General features: G+C 58.1%; 8 protein-coding genes. 3 read left to right on the top strand and 5 right to left on the bottom strand.

Annotated features, from left to right (window positions below):
- Both O2597_RS12480 and O2597_RS12475 read left to right on the top strand, forming a co-directional pair.
- Positions 1-1,133 (top strand): fibronectin type III domain-containing protein (locus O2597_RS12480; RefSeq protein WP_269525315.1); only part of this gene is annotated, 1,133 nt, incomplete at its 5' end.
- Positions 1,134-1,222: 89 nt separating this feature from the next.
- Entirely contained in the window at positions 1,223-4,513 is a 3,291-nt protein-coding gene (locus O2597_RS12475) for a cellulase family glycosylhydrolase (RefSeq protein ID WP_269525313.1), read from the top strand.
- 728 nt (positions 4,514-5,241) lie between these two features.
- On the opposite strand, the gene O2597_RS12470 is transcribed toward O2597_RS12475, so the two are convergent.
- A complete protein-coding gene (locus O2597_RS12470; protein WP_269525311.1) occupies positions 5,242-10,251 on the bottom strand; it encodes a cellulase family glycosylhydrolase in 5,010 nt (1,669 codons plus the stop codon).
- Positions 10,252-10,622: 371 nt separating this feature from the next.
- Here O2597_RS12470 and O2597_RS12465 point away from each other — a divergent pair, with 371 nt between their 5' ends.
- Complete coding sequence (locus tag O2597_RS12465) at positions 10,623-13,823, top strand: family 78 glycoside hydrolase catalytic domain (RefSeq protein ID WP_269525309.1); 3,201 nt, start codon at positions 10,623-10,625, stop codon at positions 13,821-13,823.
- A 376-nt stretch (positions 13,824-14,199) separates the two neighbouring features.
- Here the strand turns inward: O2597_RS12465 and O2597_RS12460 are convergent, their stop codons facing one another.
- The 4 genes from O2597_RS12460 to O2597_RS12445 form a co-directional block, all read right to left on the bottom strand.
- Positions 14,200-15,072, bottom strand: a complete 873-nt coding sequence (locus O2597_RS12460) for a hypothetical protein (protein WP_269525307.1) — start codon at positions 15,070-15,072, stop codon at positions 14,200-14,202.
- A gap of 368 nt (positions 15,073-15,440) precedes the next feature.
- Positions 15,441-15,602, bottom strand: coding sequence for a PEP-CTERM sorting domain-containing protein (locus O2597_RS12455; protein WP_269525305.1), 162 nt, complete (start codon positions 15,600-15,602; stop codon positions 15,441-15,443).
- A gap of 33 nt (positions 15,603-15,635) precedes the next feature.
- Positions 15,636-16,433, bottom strand: coding sequence for a PEP-CTERM sorting domain-containing protein (locus tag O2597_RS12450; protein WP_269525303.1), 798 nt, complete (start codon positions 16,431-16,433; stop codon positions 15,636-15,638).
- Between the two features lie 216 nt (positions 16,434-16,649).
- On the bottom strand, positions 16,650-19,823 hold the full coding sequence (locus tag O2597_RS12445; protein WP_269525301.1) for a cellulase family glycosylhydrolase: 3,174 nt from the start codon (positions 19,821-19,823) through the stop codon (positions 16,650-16,652).
- Positions 19,824-19,967: the final 144 nt, after the last annotated feature.

Genomic DNA, 19,967 nt, shown 5'->3' with positions numbered 1-19,967 from the left:
CTTACTACTACGTCGTCACCGCGCTGGACACCAACTTCAATGAGTCTACCTACAGTTCGGAAGCCAACGCCACACCGGTCGACACCACACCACCGGCCGCGCCGGGCAGCTTCTCCGCGAGCGCCGGTGACGGCAGCGTCTCACTCGACTGGGCCGATAACAGCGAACCCGACATGGCCAGCTACTCAGTCTATCGCTCCACCACAAGCGGCAGCGGCTACGCGGCCATCGCCACAGGGCTCACCAGCTCTGACTACGTCGACAACGCGGTCAGCAACGGCACGACCTACTACTACGTCGTCACCGCGCTGGATACAAACGCTAACGAGTCTTCAAACAGTTCGGAAGCATCGGCGACACCATTAAACACGACACCGCCCGCCGCACCGACCGGGCTCAGCCTTACAGTTGGAGAGGGTTATATAGATCTGGATTGGGATGATAACAGCGAAAGCGATTTTGACAGCTACATCCTGTTCCGTTCGACAATCAGCGGCAGTGGCTACACGGCAATCGCCACGGGGCATGGAGCCTCTTCCTACATGGATTATGGAGTCAGCAACGGAACGACCTACTACTACGTCGTCCAGGCAATCGATATCGCAAATAACTACTCTGCCTTGAGCACTGAGTTGGGCGCGACCCCGGTTGCAGCACCCTCCGTTTCCAATGCGGGTTTTGAAAGCCCTTCCACCTCGACCTATATCTATCAACCGGGCGGCGGCTCATGGACCTTCGGGACGAATACCGGAGTCACTGCGAATGGTTCTGCATTCACAGCGGGTAACCCAAATGCACCGGAAGGCTCTCAGGTCGCGTTCGTGCAATCGACCGGTTCGATCTCAATGAATGTCAGCGGCTTCACATCCGGCAGAACATACACCATCACTTTCTCGGCTGCAGAACGCGGGAATTGGGGTGGCGCACAGACATGGGATCTACGTGTGGATGGCTCTACCGTGCAAAGCTACGCACCGGGCCAATCCGCGACGAACTACGTCGATTACACGGCAACCTTCACTGCAAGTTCAACCAGCCACAGTATCGCGTTTGTTGGCACAGCCTGGGGCGACAACACCGTGCTCCTCGACGATGTGCGCATATCCGTGAACCCGTGGACAGTTGAAGAATAGCAGTCGAAAAAGCCAGTCGTGCATCCCGGCGCATGCCAACGGGGTGCACCGACTGAACAGCTTTACCTCACAATAAACCCCACACCATCATGTCATACCCCTATCCGCATTTGAGTGGCGATCGCAATACGCACTTCCCGTCCAAGTTGACGGCGAAGGCCACGACACAAGGTCGTTTCAAGACCTTTGCAAACTCCGCCCGACTCCTAACCGTTTACCTGGCCGCTGCCGTAAGCTCACACGCAGCCTTGCCGTGGGACTGGTCCTCCAGCGACATCGGTAATCCCGGACTGGCCGGTTCCGCATCCTGGACCGGATCCACTTCGATCTGGTCCGTCTCCGGCGGTGGTGCGGACATCTGGGGAACCTCGGATCAATTCCACTACGCCCATCGTTCCGTCAAGGGCGACGCGAGCATCAGCGCCTACGTGCAATCCGTTGCCAATACGGATACCTATGCCAAAGGCGGGCTCATGATGCGATCGGACACCTCTTCCAACTCGGCCTATGCCGCAGTGGTCGTCACCCCTTCCGACGGCATTCGATTGCAATGGCGCGCCGTTGCGGGAGGTGGGACTGAAGAGCTCCTCGCTAGCGGTGCCATACAAACTCCGGTATGGCTACGGCTGAACCGCGAAGGCAGCCGGTTCTCTGCAGCCTATTCCTATGACGGCATGCATTGGCTCGAACTGGGTGAGGCCCAAACCGCCGATCTCGGCAACAGCTACCAAACCGGACTTTGCGTGACCGCCCACAACAACGGACTGCTCAACACATCCAACTTCTCAAAGGTCTCCATCGCCTACCCGAACTGGAGCAGTGTGGACGTCGGATCCACAGGCCAGGTCGGTGTCAGTGAATTCGACGGCACGACCCTGAAGGTCTCCGGCAGTGGCTCCGATGTCTGGGGTTCAAGCGATCAGTTCCAACTCAGCAGCCAGGAAATGGTCGGCGATGCCACCGTCACCACACGCATTGACGGCATGTCCAACACCGGAACCTACGCGAAGAGCGGCGTGATGATACGTGAGAGCCATGATCCTTCGGCAGCCTTCGCCTTTGCCTTCATGACTCCAGGAATGGGGATTGGCTTTGAACAGCGATCCGCATCGGGGGGCAGTGTCGCATCCGTCGCAACGGTATCCGGAGTCTCTACTCCATGCTGGCTGAAGCTGACACGTGAGGGTGATGACTTCTCGGCATTCTACTCCACCGATGGAGTCAACTGGAGCGCGATCGGTTCCAGCCAGACCATTGACATGCCTCAGACCACCCAGACCGGCATTGCCGTCTGCGCCAATAACAACAGCGCCTTGAACGACTCCAGCTTTTCGAGGGTCAGCGTCCTCCCCACCGGATGGTCGAACGACGATATCGGCAATCCGGCAGCTGGCGGCTCTGCGGTTTACAACGGCTTGGACTGGACCGCGAGCGGCGGCGGCTCCGACATTTGGAACAGTGCCGACCAGTTCGGCTACACCAGCCGTGAATACCCCGGCGATGTGACCCTCGTGACCAAGATCGATAGCCTCCACGGCAGCGGCGCCTACGCCAAAGCCGGCTTGATGATCCGCAACGGAACCGCGGCGAATGCCGGATATGCCTTCGTATTCGCCACGCCGGACTCCGTCGGTTTCGAAGGCCGCGGATGGGATGGTGCGACCTCGATTAGCATCGGTTCCGCTAGCGGTGTCACGTCACCGCGTTGGTTGAAGTTGGTTCGCAGCGGCGACTCCTATTCCGCATACCACTCGACCGACGGGGAAAGCTGGACGCAGATCGGCAGCACCTACACCGCCTGGCTGGAGTCCGACACGCGCATCGGTCTGGCCGTCAATGCCTATGACAGTTCCGGCTTGAATACGGCTCGCTTCCGCTATTTCCGCTACGGCCCGAACGGCATGTATGATCCTTTCATTAAGCAAAGCGGCATCCATTTGAAGAATAACCGCGGCACGGGCGACATCGTGCCGTTGCGCGGCACGAACCTGGGCGGATGGCTCATGTATGAAGCATGGTTCTCCGGCATGGACAGCTCAGGACTTGTCGATGCCATCTCGGTCTACAATACCTTGACGAACCGCTTCGGAGGCACAGACCGCAACCAAGTCTACGCCAGCTACATGTTTAATTTCATCACGACGACGGATTTGGACATGATGCAGGCATGGGGCATCAATTGCATCCGTCTTCCATTCTGGTGGCTCACGCTCTGCGAGACCGATGGAAGCTGGCGTCCGGAAGCCTACACCCATCTCGACTGGCTGGTCGACGAGGCGTGGAAGCGCGGGATGTATACCATTCTCGATTACCATGGTGTGCCCGGCGGAGCCGCACCCTGGCCGACTTCCGGCGACATCACCGGCACTTATTTCGACACCCCGGCCTCCCACACGCTGGTAGGCGATACATGGAAGCAAGTCGCCGAACACTTTGCAGACCACCCGGGTGTGGCCGGCTATGACATGCTCAACGAACCCGGTGGCGCCTGGGACGATAACGCACCCGACAAGGGAGCCTCCGCCCTGCGGAGTCACCAGGCCTTTCTCTATAATGCCATCCGCGACGGTGACGCGAACCACACGATCTTCATCGGCACCTGGGGACCTGCGGGCACGCGGGATTACCAATGGCTGGTCGATCCCGCGACCATGGGCTGGACGAACGTCGCCTACAAGCTGCACCTCTATGCGGATGGTGCCGCCTCACACGACGTTCCCATCACCGCCATCCACGACGTGGTCGGCACCGGCATCGGGGCCTTTCAAACCTCGCAAAGCAACGGCTGGAACCTGCCGACCTACGTTGGGGAGTTTGCCGCCGGCTCGACTGCGGAACATTACTCGTATCAGCGGTTCCACTACTCGGATCAGGGCATGAGTTGGACGAACTGGCTCTGGAAAACCATCTCCGGCAAAACCTCCGGTGTGGGTGCCGACATGGGACATCTTGTACCAAACACAAGCGGATGGTTTCCAACGCCCAATTTGGTTTCCGACTCCCTAGCCGCCATCCTCAGCGCCTACGAGCAACAGCGGACACAAGCATCGACCTGGGTCGAAAACCCAATCGCCATGGAAGGGCTCGGCCTGCCACAGACCGTCAGTGATGCATACCAGACCACTCCGGGCACTGCACTCTATGTCGCCTCCGGCGACGGGGTCCTGCAAAATGACATCAATCCGAACACAGCCGCCTGGGGCATGGATGCCGCACTCATCAGTGGTCCATCCCATGGATCGCTCTCCATTTGGCCGGACGGCTCCTTCTACTATACCCCCAACAGTGGATTCGTTGGCACCGATTCCTTCCGTTACCGCGCCGATGATGACAACGTCAACTCGGCCACCATCGGCACCGTCACAATCCAAGTGAAATAAAAACCGGAAGCACCAATCGCAGAAACGAAGACCGCAGCAACGAAGACGGTCAGCCAGTTTCAGGTTGACCGTCTTTTTCTATGCAAACGTAAAGCTTGATAACGTAGTGAGCGCAGCGAACGGAGTCGATCAGCGTGACTGGATCTGCCTTTTGGTTAAGTTTGAACGATAGGCCTCCCATGCAGTTAGGCCTAGCCAAATCGGAAGTAGATAGAGTAGAACATAGCCGCCATACTCAATGCTCATCACAAAGACCTCGCTACTTGTGAAAACGTGCAATCCTGCAAATGGCTCATCATTTCCTTTCACTTCCTCGGCTACGAAGTAAAAAGGGAACCAATTCGCTATGACACATCCGGCTCCGAGTGAGAAAATCGAGGTCAGAAACAAGACGAGAGACGAGCTTCTAAAGCGATTCATTCTGTCTTTCCCTGACAACGCACAGATACCGAAGAATGCCCCTGAAAACAACGTACTAAGAATGATGAAGATGCTGAACATTTCTTTTGCAGATCAGTGTGATCTCCCTGACTCAGTCGGGAATTTGCTAAAATTATGTAGGGTGCGTCTTGACCTCCAGGCACACGGGAGTGCTGCTTTAAACGAATCCAAAGCGCCTGATGTAGAGACATTGACTGCATGCACCATCGATTCATTGCTAAGTCACACCGTGAGATATGGCAAGGGGGAACCTCAGGACAAAAGCCCGACTCAAGTAGAATCCGTCCTCAATCCGTCGTTTCGACCTGCACTTGCATGAAGCGGCGGGTGGCTTCGGAGATCGGGGTATTGTCGCGGACCACGACCGATTCGAGATTGCCGCCGAGCGGTGTTGTGGAAAGCACCGTTGTGTAGGCCTCACCGGAAAGCCAGAGGTTCAGATCCGAAGCGACTTTGACCGTGTAGCTGATGCCGACCGGCTCCGTCCGCCTGACATAGCTGAGTGTGAGATAATCTCCATCGGCCTGGAAAACGGGTCGTCCCCCATTCGATTCGGAGGCCGTCACCCAGGGACTTAAGCCGACCGCATAGGCCATCAGGTTCGAGACGCCGTCATGGTTGGCATCCGCCTCCATGCCGCTGACTAACGGATCGGCGAGTTCTTCCGAGGTGAAGTAAGCGAACTGGTAGCTGCTATAGCCTGGAAAGATGGTCACGTTATCCAGCGTGGCCACGCCAAGGCTGCTGTCGTCATGGGCGCTTACGGCCAAGCCAAGATAAGCGCCAACTTCGATGGAAACCGTCGCCGTCCCCACCGCCGTCCAGCTTGCGCCGTCACTGGAGATGTATCCGGTAACCGTCTCCCCCAAGAGCTCGAGCTTGATCCAGACCGGGGCCTCTCCGGTCGCGAACTGGTAGGCAGTTTCCCCACCGCTGCTACTGCGTGCCTGGAAGCTGACACCGTTCTCTGGCGTGACCAGGATCGCCACGTTGGCTGCATCGGCATCGAGACTTTGACGGAACATCAGACCTGTTTTCGCCCAGGGATCCGTATCGGGCACCGAAGTGACGCGTGCGACAATGGCGCAGCCACCCGTCACCGACTGATGAACGAAACGGAAGCCGTCACTGCTCCCCCAGATATCCGCCCCGGACGCCGCCAGGGTAAAAGCAGCACTGGCATCGTCGTAATTCGACCAGCCTTCAAGCGCAGTGCCGATATCCAAATCCGACCAGGCTGCGGGCAGATAGAATGGAATGGCGGAAACCGCCTCACTCTCCGCACTGACAACGCCTTCATTCACCGCGGAGACGACGTAATAGTAGCGGCTCCCGTTCGTCAGCCCACTATCCACAAAGCCGAATTCGCTCGTCGAATCCACGAGGGCATACGGACCCGCATCGGAGGTCGAGCGTTTCACTTGGTAAACAGCGGCATCCTCAACGGCTTCCCATGCCAGCGTCACCGAGCCATCTCCGGCGACTGCTTCCACTCCGCTCGGCGAAGCCAGCGAGGCAATGATTTTCACATTCGTAAATGTGCTGATGGTGGATTGCGACGCATCATGCGAAGTCACGGCCAGCCCCCCGGCAAACTCAGCCTCCATCGGGATGGCCTGTGAGCCCAAAGCAACCCATTCCTGCCCATCATAGCTATAATAAGCGATAAACTGATCGTCATCCCGCACCAGGCGGAGCCAGACCGGAGCGCTACCCGTGGTGTAAGCAACGGAAGCGACACTGCCATCCGTAGCGGAACGGTATTCGAATCCAATGCCATTCTCCGGGGTTACAAATAAATAGGCGAAGGCCGAACCGGCGGCATTGGAGACACGCATCATCAGGCCGGACTTTGCCCAGGGATCCGTATTTTCGAGACTTTCGACTTTGGCGCTAAGGATCGCATTGCCACTGAAAGCGACATGCGCGAAGTGAAACTCGTCGCTGCTTCCCGCGATATCCGCACCGGCCGCCGCCAATTGCCAGTGCGCCGCCGAGGCGTCGTAATAGGTCCAGCCGGGAATGACCGGTGGGCCAATATCCGAAGCCGTCCAACCCGAGGGCAAGCCTCCCGGTTGCACGCGGATGGAGACCACCGCATCGGTCGTCGAGTGAGCGTGTGTATCGCTGAGCTGATAACGGAAACTGTCCACTCCGGCAAAGCCCTCGTCGGGGGTGTAACTGAAGGACCCATCACTCCAAAACTCAAGGGTGCCATTGTAAACATCCCGCGTGAGAGTGGCCGACATCGTCCCGCCGGTCAGCGCGCGGTCATTGGTCAATACGCCCGAGTCGGGTGCCACATAGAGCGATGCGCCCGGAGCCATCGCATAGTTATCGTCCGCGGCGAAGGGAATGCTCAAGCCCGCCTTGGCCACGGGATTTTCCGCCATGGAGTCGGCAGTCGTCCGCTGCAGCTCGTAAGCCGCCAGAATGTCCTCCAGACTGTCCTCCAGCAGATTTGGAATGGGAAACCAGCCGTCGGGATTGGGAACGATGCAGCCCATATCGGACCACTCCCCGGAAACTTTTCCGGTGGCGTTCTTCCAGAGCCAGTTGGTCCAGTTCATATTGTTCTCGCCGTAATGGAAACGTTGATACGAAAAATGCTCCGCCGAGTCGCCTCCGGCAAACTCCCCAACCAGGGTCGGCACCTCCCAACCGGCCACGCTTTGCACCACACTCACCCCGTAATCGGCGATCTCGTAGATCTCCTCGATCGACACATTGTGCGCCTCCGCGCCGTCCGCATAGAGGTGGAGCTTGTAGCAGACATTCGTCCAGCCCATGTCATCGGGATCGACCAGCCAGTCGTAATTGGCCGGCCCCCGCCAGCCCCAGCTTCCGATCACAATGGTATGGTCCGGATCGCCGCCCCGGATCGCGTTGTAGAGGTAGTTCTGGTGGCTGAGCAGGTTCTGCTTGTCGGTCTCGCTGCCGTCGGTCCAGGCTCCGCCCGGCTCGTTCAACATGTCGTAGCCGGCGATCCCCGGATGCCCGCGGAAGTGCGCCGCGATTTTTTGCCAGCTCTCGCCCACCAGTGCGTGGTAGCTGGGTGTGGCGAAATAGGTGCCGGAGGAATCGCCGGAACTCGGCCAGGCCGCCGAACCGCCAGGCACGCCATGATAATCCAGAATGGTGTAGATGCCGCGCTTCCAGGCCTCGTCGACCAGCCAGTCGAAATGCGTGAAGGCCTCAGCCCGCCAGGAGCCCCCGGTCTCGTAAACATTGGCCCACCAAAAAGACAAGCGCACACAGTTGATCCCCCACTCCTGCATCATGTCGAGGTCGCGCTCCGTGATGTAGTTGAACATGTAAGTGGCGTAGGCCTCGTTGCGGCCATTGACCCCGAAACGGTCGGTCAAGGTGCTGTAGGCCGAGATGGCGTCGGGAAGCGGGTCGTAGCCCGCATCCATCTCGGTTTCGCCCGCCACATAGGAGGCATCCATACCGCCGAACCACTTTTCATGCATCATCCAGCCGCCGACATTGGTGCCCCGCAAAGGGACCACCTCACCCGCACCGCGATCGTTCCGGAAATAGATGCCGCTTTGTTTCAGAAAGGGATCCTTCAAATCATTCGGCCCGTATTTGAGGAAACGGAAGGTCGCCGAGTTCAGGGTGTTTTCGCTGAAGGCATTCACAGCCAGGCCGATGCGGGCGTCCGTGCCGACGGCTGCCGTGAAACTGCCGCCGAGCTGCACCCAGGCCTCCCCGTCGGACGAGTGGTAGGCGGTAAAACTGTTGCCGCTGCGGACCAGCTTGAGCCAGCGCGGCGTGGATACCGAGGTATCCTCCCCGATACCGACCGATGCAATGCCCGCCACACTCCTTCCTTCAAAGCTCACGCTACTGGGGGTGACAAAGACAAAGGCGTAGCTCGCATCCGCCGCCGTGCCGCCACGGATCATGAGGCCGGCCTTGGCATGGTCGCCGGTGCCGTGCAAGGACCCGACTCGCACGACCACCGTGACATCGCCCGGGTAATCGCGACTGACGTAGTGGAATTGATCGGAGCTATACCAGATATCCTCGCCGCCGCCGTTGACCACCCAGTTCAATCCGTCATAACTGGCCGAACCACGGACGCCGGGAGCGCCGACATCGTCATTGCTCCAACCACCGGGCAGTAGGCCGACATTGGTGTAGCGTGCCGTGCTGGACTCGTAGTTATTGTTCGCGGTCAGTGCCAGTCCTGCATGGATCGTGGGGTGCATCGCAATCGACTGCGCGTCTCCCAGCTGCGTCCAGCTCGCACCGTCCTCGGAGTGATAGGCACGAAAGACATCCCCCACCCGCTCCAGCTTCAACCAGCGCGGGGTCGAAAGCGAAGGCTCGTTGTCCACCGCAACGGCAGCCTCGCCTGTGCCATTCCGGTATTCGAAGCTCACGCCTTGGCTCGGGTTAAGAAAGAGGAAGGCGTAACTGGCCGACTGGTCTTCACTCGCCCGAATCATGATCCCGCCTTTGGTATTGGTTCCGGTGGCAATCAAATCCGCAACCCGGGCCACCAGCGTCGTATCCCCCACCATCGTCTGGCTGGCGAAATGAAATTGGTCAAAACTACCGAAGATATCCGCGCCACTGGCTTCGACCGTGACCGTGGAGCCGTCAAAATCCGTTCGCCCCGGCACCCAGGGGCTGCCGATATCCCGGCTGGACCAGTCCGGCAGTGTGAGCGAAACAGAGGAAAAAGTCGACGTGTTTAACGCCGCATCATCGCCTGCCGACACACAAAGCCCGGCGAGCGCGCTGGTAGCGGCATTGACGGTCTGAGGTTCGCCCAGCTGCAGCCAGTTGTAACCGTCGTAGGAATACGATCCCGCCATGCGGTTGCCCCTGCGCGTCAAGCGCAGCCAGACCGGTGCGGGGATTGTGCCGCCGGCCAGAATCTCCTGGGTCGCCACACCCGCGTCCGAGCGCCACTGAAAACGGATGCCCTGCGAGGGCGTCACCACCACGGCCGCGCAGGCGGCATCGGCATCGCTGTCACTGCGCATCATGAGACCGGCTTTGGCATAGTCGTTCGTACCCGCAACCGACTCGACGTAGGCCGTGAGCGTGGCATCGCCCTCAATCGCACGGTAGGTCAAGTGACATTGATCCGCAGTGTTCCAAATATCGCCCCCCCCGCCGTTAATGGTCCAGAGGCCAGCACTGAACTCGGAGCCCCCCGCCTGACCGGGTGCCCCGACCTCTGCGGAGAACCAGCCGGTCGGCAAGGTTTGTGCGGCACAGGTCAATACCATGCCGGCCGTCAAACAAAAGAAAGACAGATATCGTAGGGGTAAACGCATGGGTAAACGCGAAAGTATAAACCGAATGCGACATTCGGAATACTAGCCATTTGGCTAATTGCCAAGGTGGGGAATTATAAAGACGCCCAAATACAAAACTCCCCGCCTGGTTCAGGAGGGGTGGATTCCGCCTCAGCGCGAGACGGCATGCCCGCCGTAGCTTTAGCGAAGGAGGGGGTGGTCCCGGGCATACTTACACAAGACCTGAATTCTTACAGCACGCAACCAACCACCTCCCGCCCCCACCTCCGAAACTAGCCATTTGGCTGATAGCCAAAGCAGGCGGGTCCGGCTACAATCCATCCAATCCCACCCGAGGAATTACGATCTGTCGCCACCTGAATTTCAATTCATCAACCATCCCGAACCACATGCTCCTCCCCACTCACTTACGTTGCGAAGCCCTGACAAACCCGCTCGGAATAACAACCGCCGAGCCCCGCCTCAGCTGGATTCCCGAATCCGCCGAACGGGCCCAACGCCAGACCGCATACCAATTGGTCGCCTCAAGCGATCCGGAGGCCTTGGCTGACGGAAACTTTGACCTCTGGGACAGCGGCAAGGTCGAATCGAACGCCACTTTGAATATACACTACCGAGGCAAACGCCTCGCTTTGGGTGACCGTTGTTGGTGGCAAGTCAGGCTGTGGGACGGTGACGGCAAGGTCTCCGACTGGAGCAAGCCGGCCTGTTTCGGCCAGGGCCCGACCGACGCGGAGTGGCAGGGCGAATGGATCGGCGACGACCGGGCTCGGGACATCAAGCTCCCTCCGGCCCCTTTCGACGGTGCCAATTGGATCTGGTGCAACGGCCACGAACCGGTGACAGGCTTTTCCTGCACCTTCATAGGGACAATCGACTTGCCGGCTGGTGCGGAAGTCGAGCACGCCGAATTTGCCGTAACGGCGGATAATTTTTATCGGCTCTTCTTCCGTGGCGAGCAATTCGCACTCAGCGACGAATACGCCCTCCCCTGGAAGCGGCCGATGATCCGCGACTTTACCGAGCGGCTCAATCCGGGTGCCAACCACTTCGTCATCCAAGTCGATCATCATGGAAAAGGTCCTGCGGGTCTCCTCTTCAAGTTGAGCGTCCGCCTTGCCGATGGTTCGCAACATCAGCTCGTCAGCGACGGCTCATGGAAAGTCGGCACAGCGATGATCGACGACTACCCGAAGCACGGCTTGGACTCGAACTGGAGCGATTGCCGGATTGTGGCGCCTTACGAGAAATCGCCTTGGGGCATGATCCGGGGTATCAACAACTTACTCCCGCGAGCCAGCTATCTTCGCACTGAGTTCAAGCTCAGCAAATCCGTCGCCCACGCCACGCTCTATGCCACCGCACTCGGTTGGCATGATGTCTATCTGAACGGATCCAGAGCGGCCGACATTTATTTCGAGTCGGGGTCCACGGACTACACGAAACGCGTTTACTACCGTGCCTTCGATGTGACCCAAATCCTGCTGGAAGGGACCAACTGCTGGGGCGTCACTCTGGCCGACGGCTGGTATAGCGGCTACACCGGCTGGTTTCACCTTCGCGACCTCTATGGGAAGCACCCGCGTTTCAGCGGGCAACTGCATGTTCGCTACATCGACGGCAGCACGGAAACGTTTATAACGGACGAGCATTGGCGAGCCGGCGACGGGCCGGTCGAGGAAGCCGACATCCTGATGGGCGAACGTTACGATGCCCGCAAAGAGCTCCCCGGCTGGGCGTTGCCGAAATTCGATGATACATTCTGGGGCGCAGTCCACACGGGTGCCGAAGTTCAACCACTTCGCGAGCCCCACCCCGGTCCGCCGGTGGTCGCCTTACGGGACGAGTCTTTCAAACCGGTATCCATCCATTCGCCGGAAGACGGTGTCTGGATCTGCGATATGGGACAAAACTTTGCCGGCTTTGCCCGGATCAAGGTCAACGAACCCGCCGGCACGGAAATCTCCTTACGCTTTGCCGAGCGTCTCAAGCCGGACGGCACACTCTATCGAATCAACCTGCGCACCGCACGCGCCACCGACACCTACATCTGTAAAGGCGATGGCGAAGAGATTTGGGAACCGCGTTTCACCTTCCACGGTTTCCAGTATGTCGAAATCAGCGGACTCTCTCAGCCTCCCTCCCTGGATACCGTCACCGGCATCCCGCTCAGTAGCGATACCCCGATCAGCGGTCGGTTCGAGTGTTCGGATGCCATGGCTAACCAGCTCGCGTCGAATGTTTACTGGAGCCAGCGTTCCAACTTCATCGACATCCCGACCGACTGCCCCCAGCGCGACGAACGCATGGGCTGGACTTTCGACGCACAAATCTTCCTGCCCTCCGCCGTCCTCCGGGCCGACGTGCAAACGTTCTTTGATAAGTGGATGGTCGACCTCGACGACGCACGCGACCCCGACGGCCTCTTTCCCTGGGTCGCGCCCCGAGTCCTCCGCGCGCGTGAAGGCGGCGACTTCTGGAACAGCTGCAGTCCCGGCTGGACGGATGCAGGGGTCATCTGCCCCTGGCTGATCTATGAAGCCTACGAGGACAAGACACAGCTCGCCGAACATTACCCGCAGATGAAAGCGCTGGTGGAATGGTATCGAAAGAACAGCCGCCCCGACCTTCTGCCCCCCGAAAACTACGCTTGCCTCGGTGACTGGTTAAACATCGACGCGGAAACGCCCAAGGACCTGATCCGCACCGCCTACTTCGCCCGAACAACGGAATATACCGCCAAAGCGGCACGTGTGCTGGGTAAAGATCAGGACACCAAGGAACTGCAAGCACTGTTGTCCGACATCAAGTATGTCTTCAATGAAACTTTCGTGGCCGACGACGGTCGTATCGCCGGCAACACACAAGCCGCCTATGCCTTGGCTCTGACCTTCGGCTTGCTAAACGAAACGCAGGTCGGGCAGGCGGGACAACATTTGGTTGAAGCCATCGAAGAACGCGATGGTTGCCTCTCCACCGGCTTCATCGGCACACAGCCGCTTCTCCCCGCCTTGTCCATGGTCGGCCGCCATGATGTGGCTTACCGGCTCCTCCACAACGACCGCTTTCCATCATGGAATTTCTCGATCAAGAACGGCGCCACGACCATGTGGGAACGCTGGGACGGATGGACACCCGAAAAAGGCTTCGGCGATCCCTTCATGAATTCCTTCAACCACTATTCCTTTGGTGCGGTCTACCAGTGGATGATGGAATCTATCGGCGGCATTCAGATGCTGGATACCGCCTACCAGGAAATTTTAATCGCCCCCGAACCCGGAGGTCACCTGACGCATGCCAAGGTCAGCTACGCAAGCGTTCGAGGCCTGATCCAATGTCGATGGAAACTCGAAGACGGGCACATGGAACTCGATGTCACGATTCCCGCCAATACAACAGCCATCCTTCGACTGCCGACGCAGGACCTGTGCATGGTCACTGAAAGCGGACAAGCCATCCTCGATGCGACCGGCGTCCAAAGACATCCGGCGGCACCGTGTGGCCAAGTTCAGCTCCGGCTCGAATCCGGGCACTACCGCTTCAATGTCCCGACCTCGAAGACCGCCCTATTGGAAAAGCTCCCCTGCTGAATATGATGGGGAGGGCGCGGGATCGGAGGATCATTACCGTAGTGGCGGCTTCAGCCGCCATCTCGAGTTTGGTTTAACTAGAGATCTGCTCTAGTGTGGTGTAAGTGAAGTAAGCTTCAGAAATACACCTGGTTCTTAGAAGTTGTGAAAGCTAACGGAGCTAGGGCGTCCCGCCCTAGTATCAGGGCAGGATGCCCTGACTCCGTTGACGCCAATCTTATAATGTAAGGCACTACGCTGACACCACACTAGAGCAGTTCCTTTCGAATCCCACCCCAAACAACAGAAAAAACCGAGCAACTGGGACGGTGGCTGAAGCCACCGCTACTGAGCCCCGGGATCTATCCTCTCAAACCTTTTTTGAACAAGGACAGCTCTATACTACCCGCCGTCGCTTGATCATAACGAAAGCCCAAACCAACCATCCAGCCAGACTCACACAGCTCGCAGGTTCGGGAATATCCACAATCGACACCTCCAAGTCCTCGAAAGCCTGAATGTCGAATCCGGTTCCAAAACCGAGCAGGGTTAGATAATTGTCTGAAAAATCATTTGCGACCTGATGCACGATCAGAGCCTCCGGATTACCGTCCGCATAGACCTCGACCAAGGCAGTGCCCACCCCGTCAAAGGGCGCGGTCTTACCATCGCCGGAAACAACCGCAACGAATTGGTGGGCTTGTCCCGCCACAAGCTGCGCAGTTCCGATCTGCACACCGCTCTTGAAGGCTTTAAAGCTCCCGGCCGTATCCACTAAAAAACCGAAGTAGTTGTAATCACCGAGAAAGAACTGCCCCCGGGCCCCGGTCCCCCGCATCCCAAAGGCTGCATTGTCGGAAGCGCCAAAGGTGATGCCGCCCCAGCCCCCGCTGTCCGCCGGGTCAATCGTCAAGCGAATCACCATGATCTCATTGGCACCGATTCCCATCTTTAAATTGTCGTCCGGCGATACGGCAGCAAATTCCCCCTGCTCCCCCACCAGCCAGAGTGCATCCGCGTTGCCACAGTTGTCCACTTGCGTCCGGTAGGCCTTGTCTGTTTCGTTCAACAGCGAGCCCGAACCATTCGAACCCTGGAAGTATTGCAATGGAGTCCGTGTGCCGGCTTGCCGCCCGCCGTATAAGTCCTGGTTCACGTCTTCCGATCCGGTTGACTGACTGTCGTTGAAAGTATCCAGTAAAAGGGTTCTGCCATGGACGGCCGAAAACAGGACACAGCTAAGAAAGAGGATGGGAGGAAGACGTTTCATAAGCAGAATACTCGAATTTCAACAGGGGTATGCACGCATTGGATACTATCAAAATCACGGACGCGTGAACACTATCCGATTGGTTAGATAGGGTCGAAGGATTGGTCCGGTCGCGAACAAGACCAACCACCTCCCCCTCGCAAGCTCGGGGATTTCTCCGTAACCAAGGAGGAGAGTTTGGACAGACAGCAACCACTACAGCTCCCCTCCTGATTCAGGTGGATCGCGCCCCAGCGCGAGACGGGGTGGTCCCTGTCGTAGTGGCGGCTTCAGCCGCCATTTACGTCGGTAAAGCTACAGGAGGCGACCCAACGCGGTCGGTGGCTAAAGCACACCGCTACGACCGCTTGCCCGCAGAACGCCCCACCCTATGCTTCGCGGCGGCGCTGGACCAGCACGAATGCGAATCCGACGCAACCGGCAAGAATCGCAAAGGTCGAAGGCTCCGGAACAATCGAGACCTCGAAGTGATCGAAGGAATTCGGGCATAAAAAAATCCCCGCCGGGACAAAGCCGCGACGGGGATGCACCTGATGATAAAATTTATAAATGCGCTAGCGCGCTTAGGCCTGACGACGGCGCTTCAAAATTACGAAGGCCAGACCAAAGCAACCTGCAAGCATCGCATAGGTGGAAGGCTCGGGAACGACTGAAACAGTTAGATTGTCGAAACCGTTGGCACCACCGGCATTATAGCTGAGCAGCGTCAGGAAGTTTTGTGTATAACCGCCTGTAATCGTAGCAGCATAGATAGAGCTACCTTCGAAGATCACTTCGACGTCTGCATCGGATCCATCCCAAGTATACGCAGCACCACTCACACCACTGACAAGAATCTCAAGCGTTCCATAATCGGTAAAGCTTGTTGCAGTGCCTGACGCGACCGATGAACCACTGCTCCAGATTTCGTAAGTGGCGTCACTACGCACCAAGACACCAAATCCGGTAGAAATCGCCTCGGCGCCTCCAGTATTACCAATACTCATCGCTGCCCATGAAGAGGCGTCATCGTAAGGATTGAGATCGATGCTCATTGATAACGATTCCCCGGCCGCCAAATCATAATCAAACGTCGTGTAAGGTGTCACGCTGGTATCATAGGTAGGACCGTTACCGTGAATACTGAGAGCATCCAGATAACTGTCATGGTCAACTTGTGCCCAATATCCGGGCTCATCCGCCACGTAATACTGGGAGTTCCCCAAGGTTCCACTTTGACGTGTGCCTGAGTCATACTCAAAATTAACGTCCCAACTGTTTGCCGAGGTGTCAAAGTTATCGGAGAACAAGACGGTTTCCGCTTGGGCCAACGAGAAAGCAGCTCCGGAGAGTGCGAGTATAGTGATGATCGGGGATTTCATAGGTGAGGTTGGGTTATATGTATTAGGGATAAAAACCGTGAACTTTTTATCAAAACCCCTGCCTGCCGACAACCTATCCGATTGGATAGGTGCCTATAAAAATCCACACAAGACATTGAAAATAAGCCACTTAAAACAGGTCCCATTCACGTCAATTAACGTCCATTAACGGTAAAAACAGAGCCCATGATCGATCGAGTCGACAAACCCGGACGGCTACTCATCCACGCGAAGATAGACCGTGGCGATATTGGCGGCATCGATATTCGGATCTGCCACCCGGTAGCGGAAGCGGTCCGTGCCGATGAAGCCGCTTTCCGGCTTATACAGAAACGAACCGTTGGCCGAAAGGCTCAAGCGTCCGTGCTCGGGACGATCCACCAGGACGGCATCCAGCTTGGAGCGCTTAGCATGGGGGCTGAGGTCATTAGCCAGCACACCGTCGGTAAAGGAAACGCTCAGCGAACTCCCCGCGGCCGTCCGATACCAGTCGTCGACCGAGGTCGGCAGGCCCATACCGGCTTTCGCGACGGGATTCTCCACGCAGGCCGTCGAATCGGTGCGCTGATGACGGTAGGCATTGAGGATTTGCTCCATCGAATCGTGCTGCAGGTCAGGCAGGGGAAACCACCCCTCCGGATTCGGCACGATGTCGCCCATGTCAGCGCCCTCGCCCCCCGCTTTGCCCACGGCGTTCTTCCAGAACCAGTTCGTCCAGCTCATTCCACTCTCGCTAAAGACCCTCCGTTGGTAAGCGTAATGCTCCGGCGTCCGCCCACCTCCGAACTCGCCGACGAGAGTCGGCACATTCCAACCCGCCGCCTGCGACCGCTTGAATACACCCACACCGTAATCGGCCACACTACGTATCGCATCCATGGATACGTCGTGCGAGGCGGCTCCCTCGGCATAGAGGTGGATCTTGTAACTGACATTACTCCAGCCCATCGCCTTCGGGTCCACCAACCACTCGTAGTTGGCCGGCCCCTTCGGCCCCCAGGTCCCGATAAAGACGGTGTGATCGGGATCGCCGTCACGAACAGCGTGATACAGGAAATTCATATGGCTGCGCAGGGCTTCCGCTCCGTAGTCCCAGACGGCACCCGGCTCGTTCAACAAATCGTAGCCGGCCACCCCCGGATGCCCCTCGAAATGTGCGGCGATTTTCTGCCAGCTTTCGCCAACTAATGGATGGTAGCCCGGGGTGGCGAAATAGGTGCCGCGCCGATCTCCGGACGTAGGCCATGCCCCCGCGCCCCCGGGAACGCCATGATAGTCGAGAATCGTATAGATCCCCCGCTTCCAGGCTTCGTCGATAAACCAATCCAAATGCGTGAAAGCTTCCCCCCTCCAGGCTCCTCCACTTTCATAGACGTTTGCCCACCAGAAGGGCAGGCGGATGCAATTGATCCCCCACTCCCGCATCAGATCGAGATCCCTTGTGGTCACAAAGTTAAACCGGTAGGCCGCATAGACCCGGTTACGCCCGGTGACGCCGAAACGTTCGGTCAATTTATCATAGACTGAGATCGCATCCGGCAGCCCGGAGCGGTCGGTTCCGGAAAACCAGGTCTCGTGCATGATCCAGCCTCCCAGATTGGTGCCTCGAAGCGGCACAATATCGCCCGCACCATAGTCATTGCGCAGGTGGATCCCGTTTTGCTTCAAGAAGGGAGCCTTCAAATCATTGGGTCCATAGTCCAGATAACGGAATGTTGCGGAATTCAAAGCCGCGCCGCCAACCGCATTGACCGCCAGCCCGATGCGAGCGTCTTCACCGATCGAGACGGGTAGCTTCCCCCCGAGCTCGATCCAGTCCTGACCGTTGGCAGAGTGATAGGCTGTCACCAAACCGCCACGGCGAACCAGTTTCAACCATTGGGGAAACTCCACCCCCGGCTTCAGTCCGAGCGCCACCGAAGGGCCACCCTCACGACTCCGCCCGGTAAAGCCGACCCCATCCGGAGTCATGAACACATAGGCATAACTGGCATTCGGCCCAAGCCCGTCACGCATCATCAATCCCGCTTTGGGCCAGAAAGCACTCTCCTGTAATCGCTCCATCCGGGCAACGAGCGTCACATCCCCAAGGTAATCACGACTGGTGAAATGAAACTGTTCCCCGGTATCCCACAGCCTGGAGCCACCGCCACTCACCACCCAGTTGAGGCCGTCATAGCTGACCGATCCACGGATGGCCGGTTGGCCAAGATCGACCGAGGTCCATCCGGTCGGCAGGACCGCGACATCTGTAAAGGCGGTCCGGTTGAGCAATTCATGATTATTCGCACTCACGGCCAACCCGGCTTGCACCGTGGGCTCCATCGGCAGCACTTGCGGCTCCCCCACCCGAATCCATTCGGCACCATCGGTCGAATAATACGCAGTGAATGTATTCCCACTCCGCACCAATGCGAGTTGACAGGGAACGGGCACCCCTTCGACTTCTTCAAAGCCTCCGCTCGGCCTGCCGGTGCCATTCCGAAACTCAAAGCCGACACGGCCGCCAGGTTTCACAAAGAGAAAGGCATAGCTGGATGCCGGATCCTTGCTTTCGCGCACCATGACACCGCTCTTTGCATGCGGGCCCGATTCGGTGAGAGCTTCGACCCGGGCCAGGACTGTGACATCTTCCAGCGTGGTCTGACTCGCAAAATGGAATTGATCCGAATTCCCGTAGATGTCGGTTCCGCCACCATGCACGATCATCGTTTCCCCATCGAACTCAGTCCATCCGCGCATGGCGGGCGAACCGATATCGCGGCTCGACCAGCGCGGCAGGGTCAGGGACAGATGCGAGAAGGCCGCCGATTTCAAACCGGGACTCAAACTCTGGTCCGATGAAAGACAAAGCCCGGCCAAGGCCGAATTGGATAGGGCAACCGGCTGCGGCTCTCCAAGTTGAAGCCAGTTCTCCCCATCGTATGAATAGTTCCCGATCACCGTATTGCCCGAACGGGTCAACCGCAGCCAAACGGGTGCCTGAATCACTCCACCGGCCGCAAGCGCCTCGCTCATGACACCCGACGCGGAACGCCAGCGAAAGCGAATCCCCTTTGATGGAGTGGCGACAACCGCGGCATAAGCCGAACCCTGCGTCGCATTACTACGCATCATGATTCCGGCAAGCGCTTCGTCCTGCCCCGACGAAAGCGACTCCAGAAAGACGGTCATGCTGGCATCCCCCCGAAAAGAGCGATGCGCGAACTGGAAGTGATCGGAGACGCCTGTAATGCCGGCACCGGTGCCCGTCAGTAGCCATTTACCCTGAACAAAAGTAGCCTGTCCGCCTTGACCTGACGAGCCGACCACCGTGGAAGACCAGGTATCCGGCATGGATTGCGCCACCAGGGGCGTCGAGACGAGGCACAACGCGGCGACAGCTTTCAAGCACTGAAGAAAGAGGAAAGTATAAGAGAAAATGCGAGGTCTGCGGGGCGTCAACTTTTGCACTTTTTACTAATACGGGGAAACGCTCCGAACGTAAACTATACTCAAGTCTAGTGTCTCTCCGCAAAGCCGCCCGGACCGGCG

It is taken from the genome of Coraliomargarita parva, assembly GCF_027257905.1.
Lineage (GTDB): Bacteria > Verrucomicrobiota > Verrucomicrobiia > Opitutales > Coraliomargaritaceae > Coraliomargarita_A > Coraliomargarita_A parva.
This window is presented reverse-complemented; position numbering and strand designations above follow the sequence as displayed.

Excerpts from the sequence above, each read along its gene's own strand:
- O2597_RS12475 (WP_269525313.1), top strand. The coding sequence starts at position 1,223 with ATGTCATACCCCTATCCGCATTTGAGTGGCGATCGCAATACGCACTTC.
- O2597_RS12470 (WP_269525311.1), bottom strand. The coding sequence starts at position 10,251 with ATGCGTTTACCCCTACGATATCTGTCTTTCTTTTGTTTGACGGCCGGC.
- O2597_RS12465 (WP_269525309.1), top strand. The coding sequence starts at position 10,623 with ATGCTCCTCCCCACTCACTTACGTTGCGAAGCCCTGACAAACCCGCTC.
- O2597_RS12460 (WP_269525307.1), bottom strand. The coding sequence starts at position 15,072 with ATGAAACGTCTTCCTCCCATCCTCTTTCTTAGCTGTGTCCTGTTTTCG.
- O2597_RS12450 (WP_269525303.1), bottom strand. The coding sequence starts at position 16,433 with ATGAAATCCCCGATCATCACTATACTCGCACTCTCCGGAGCTGCTTTC.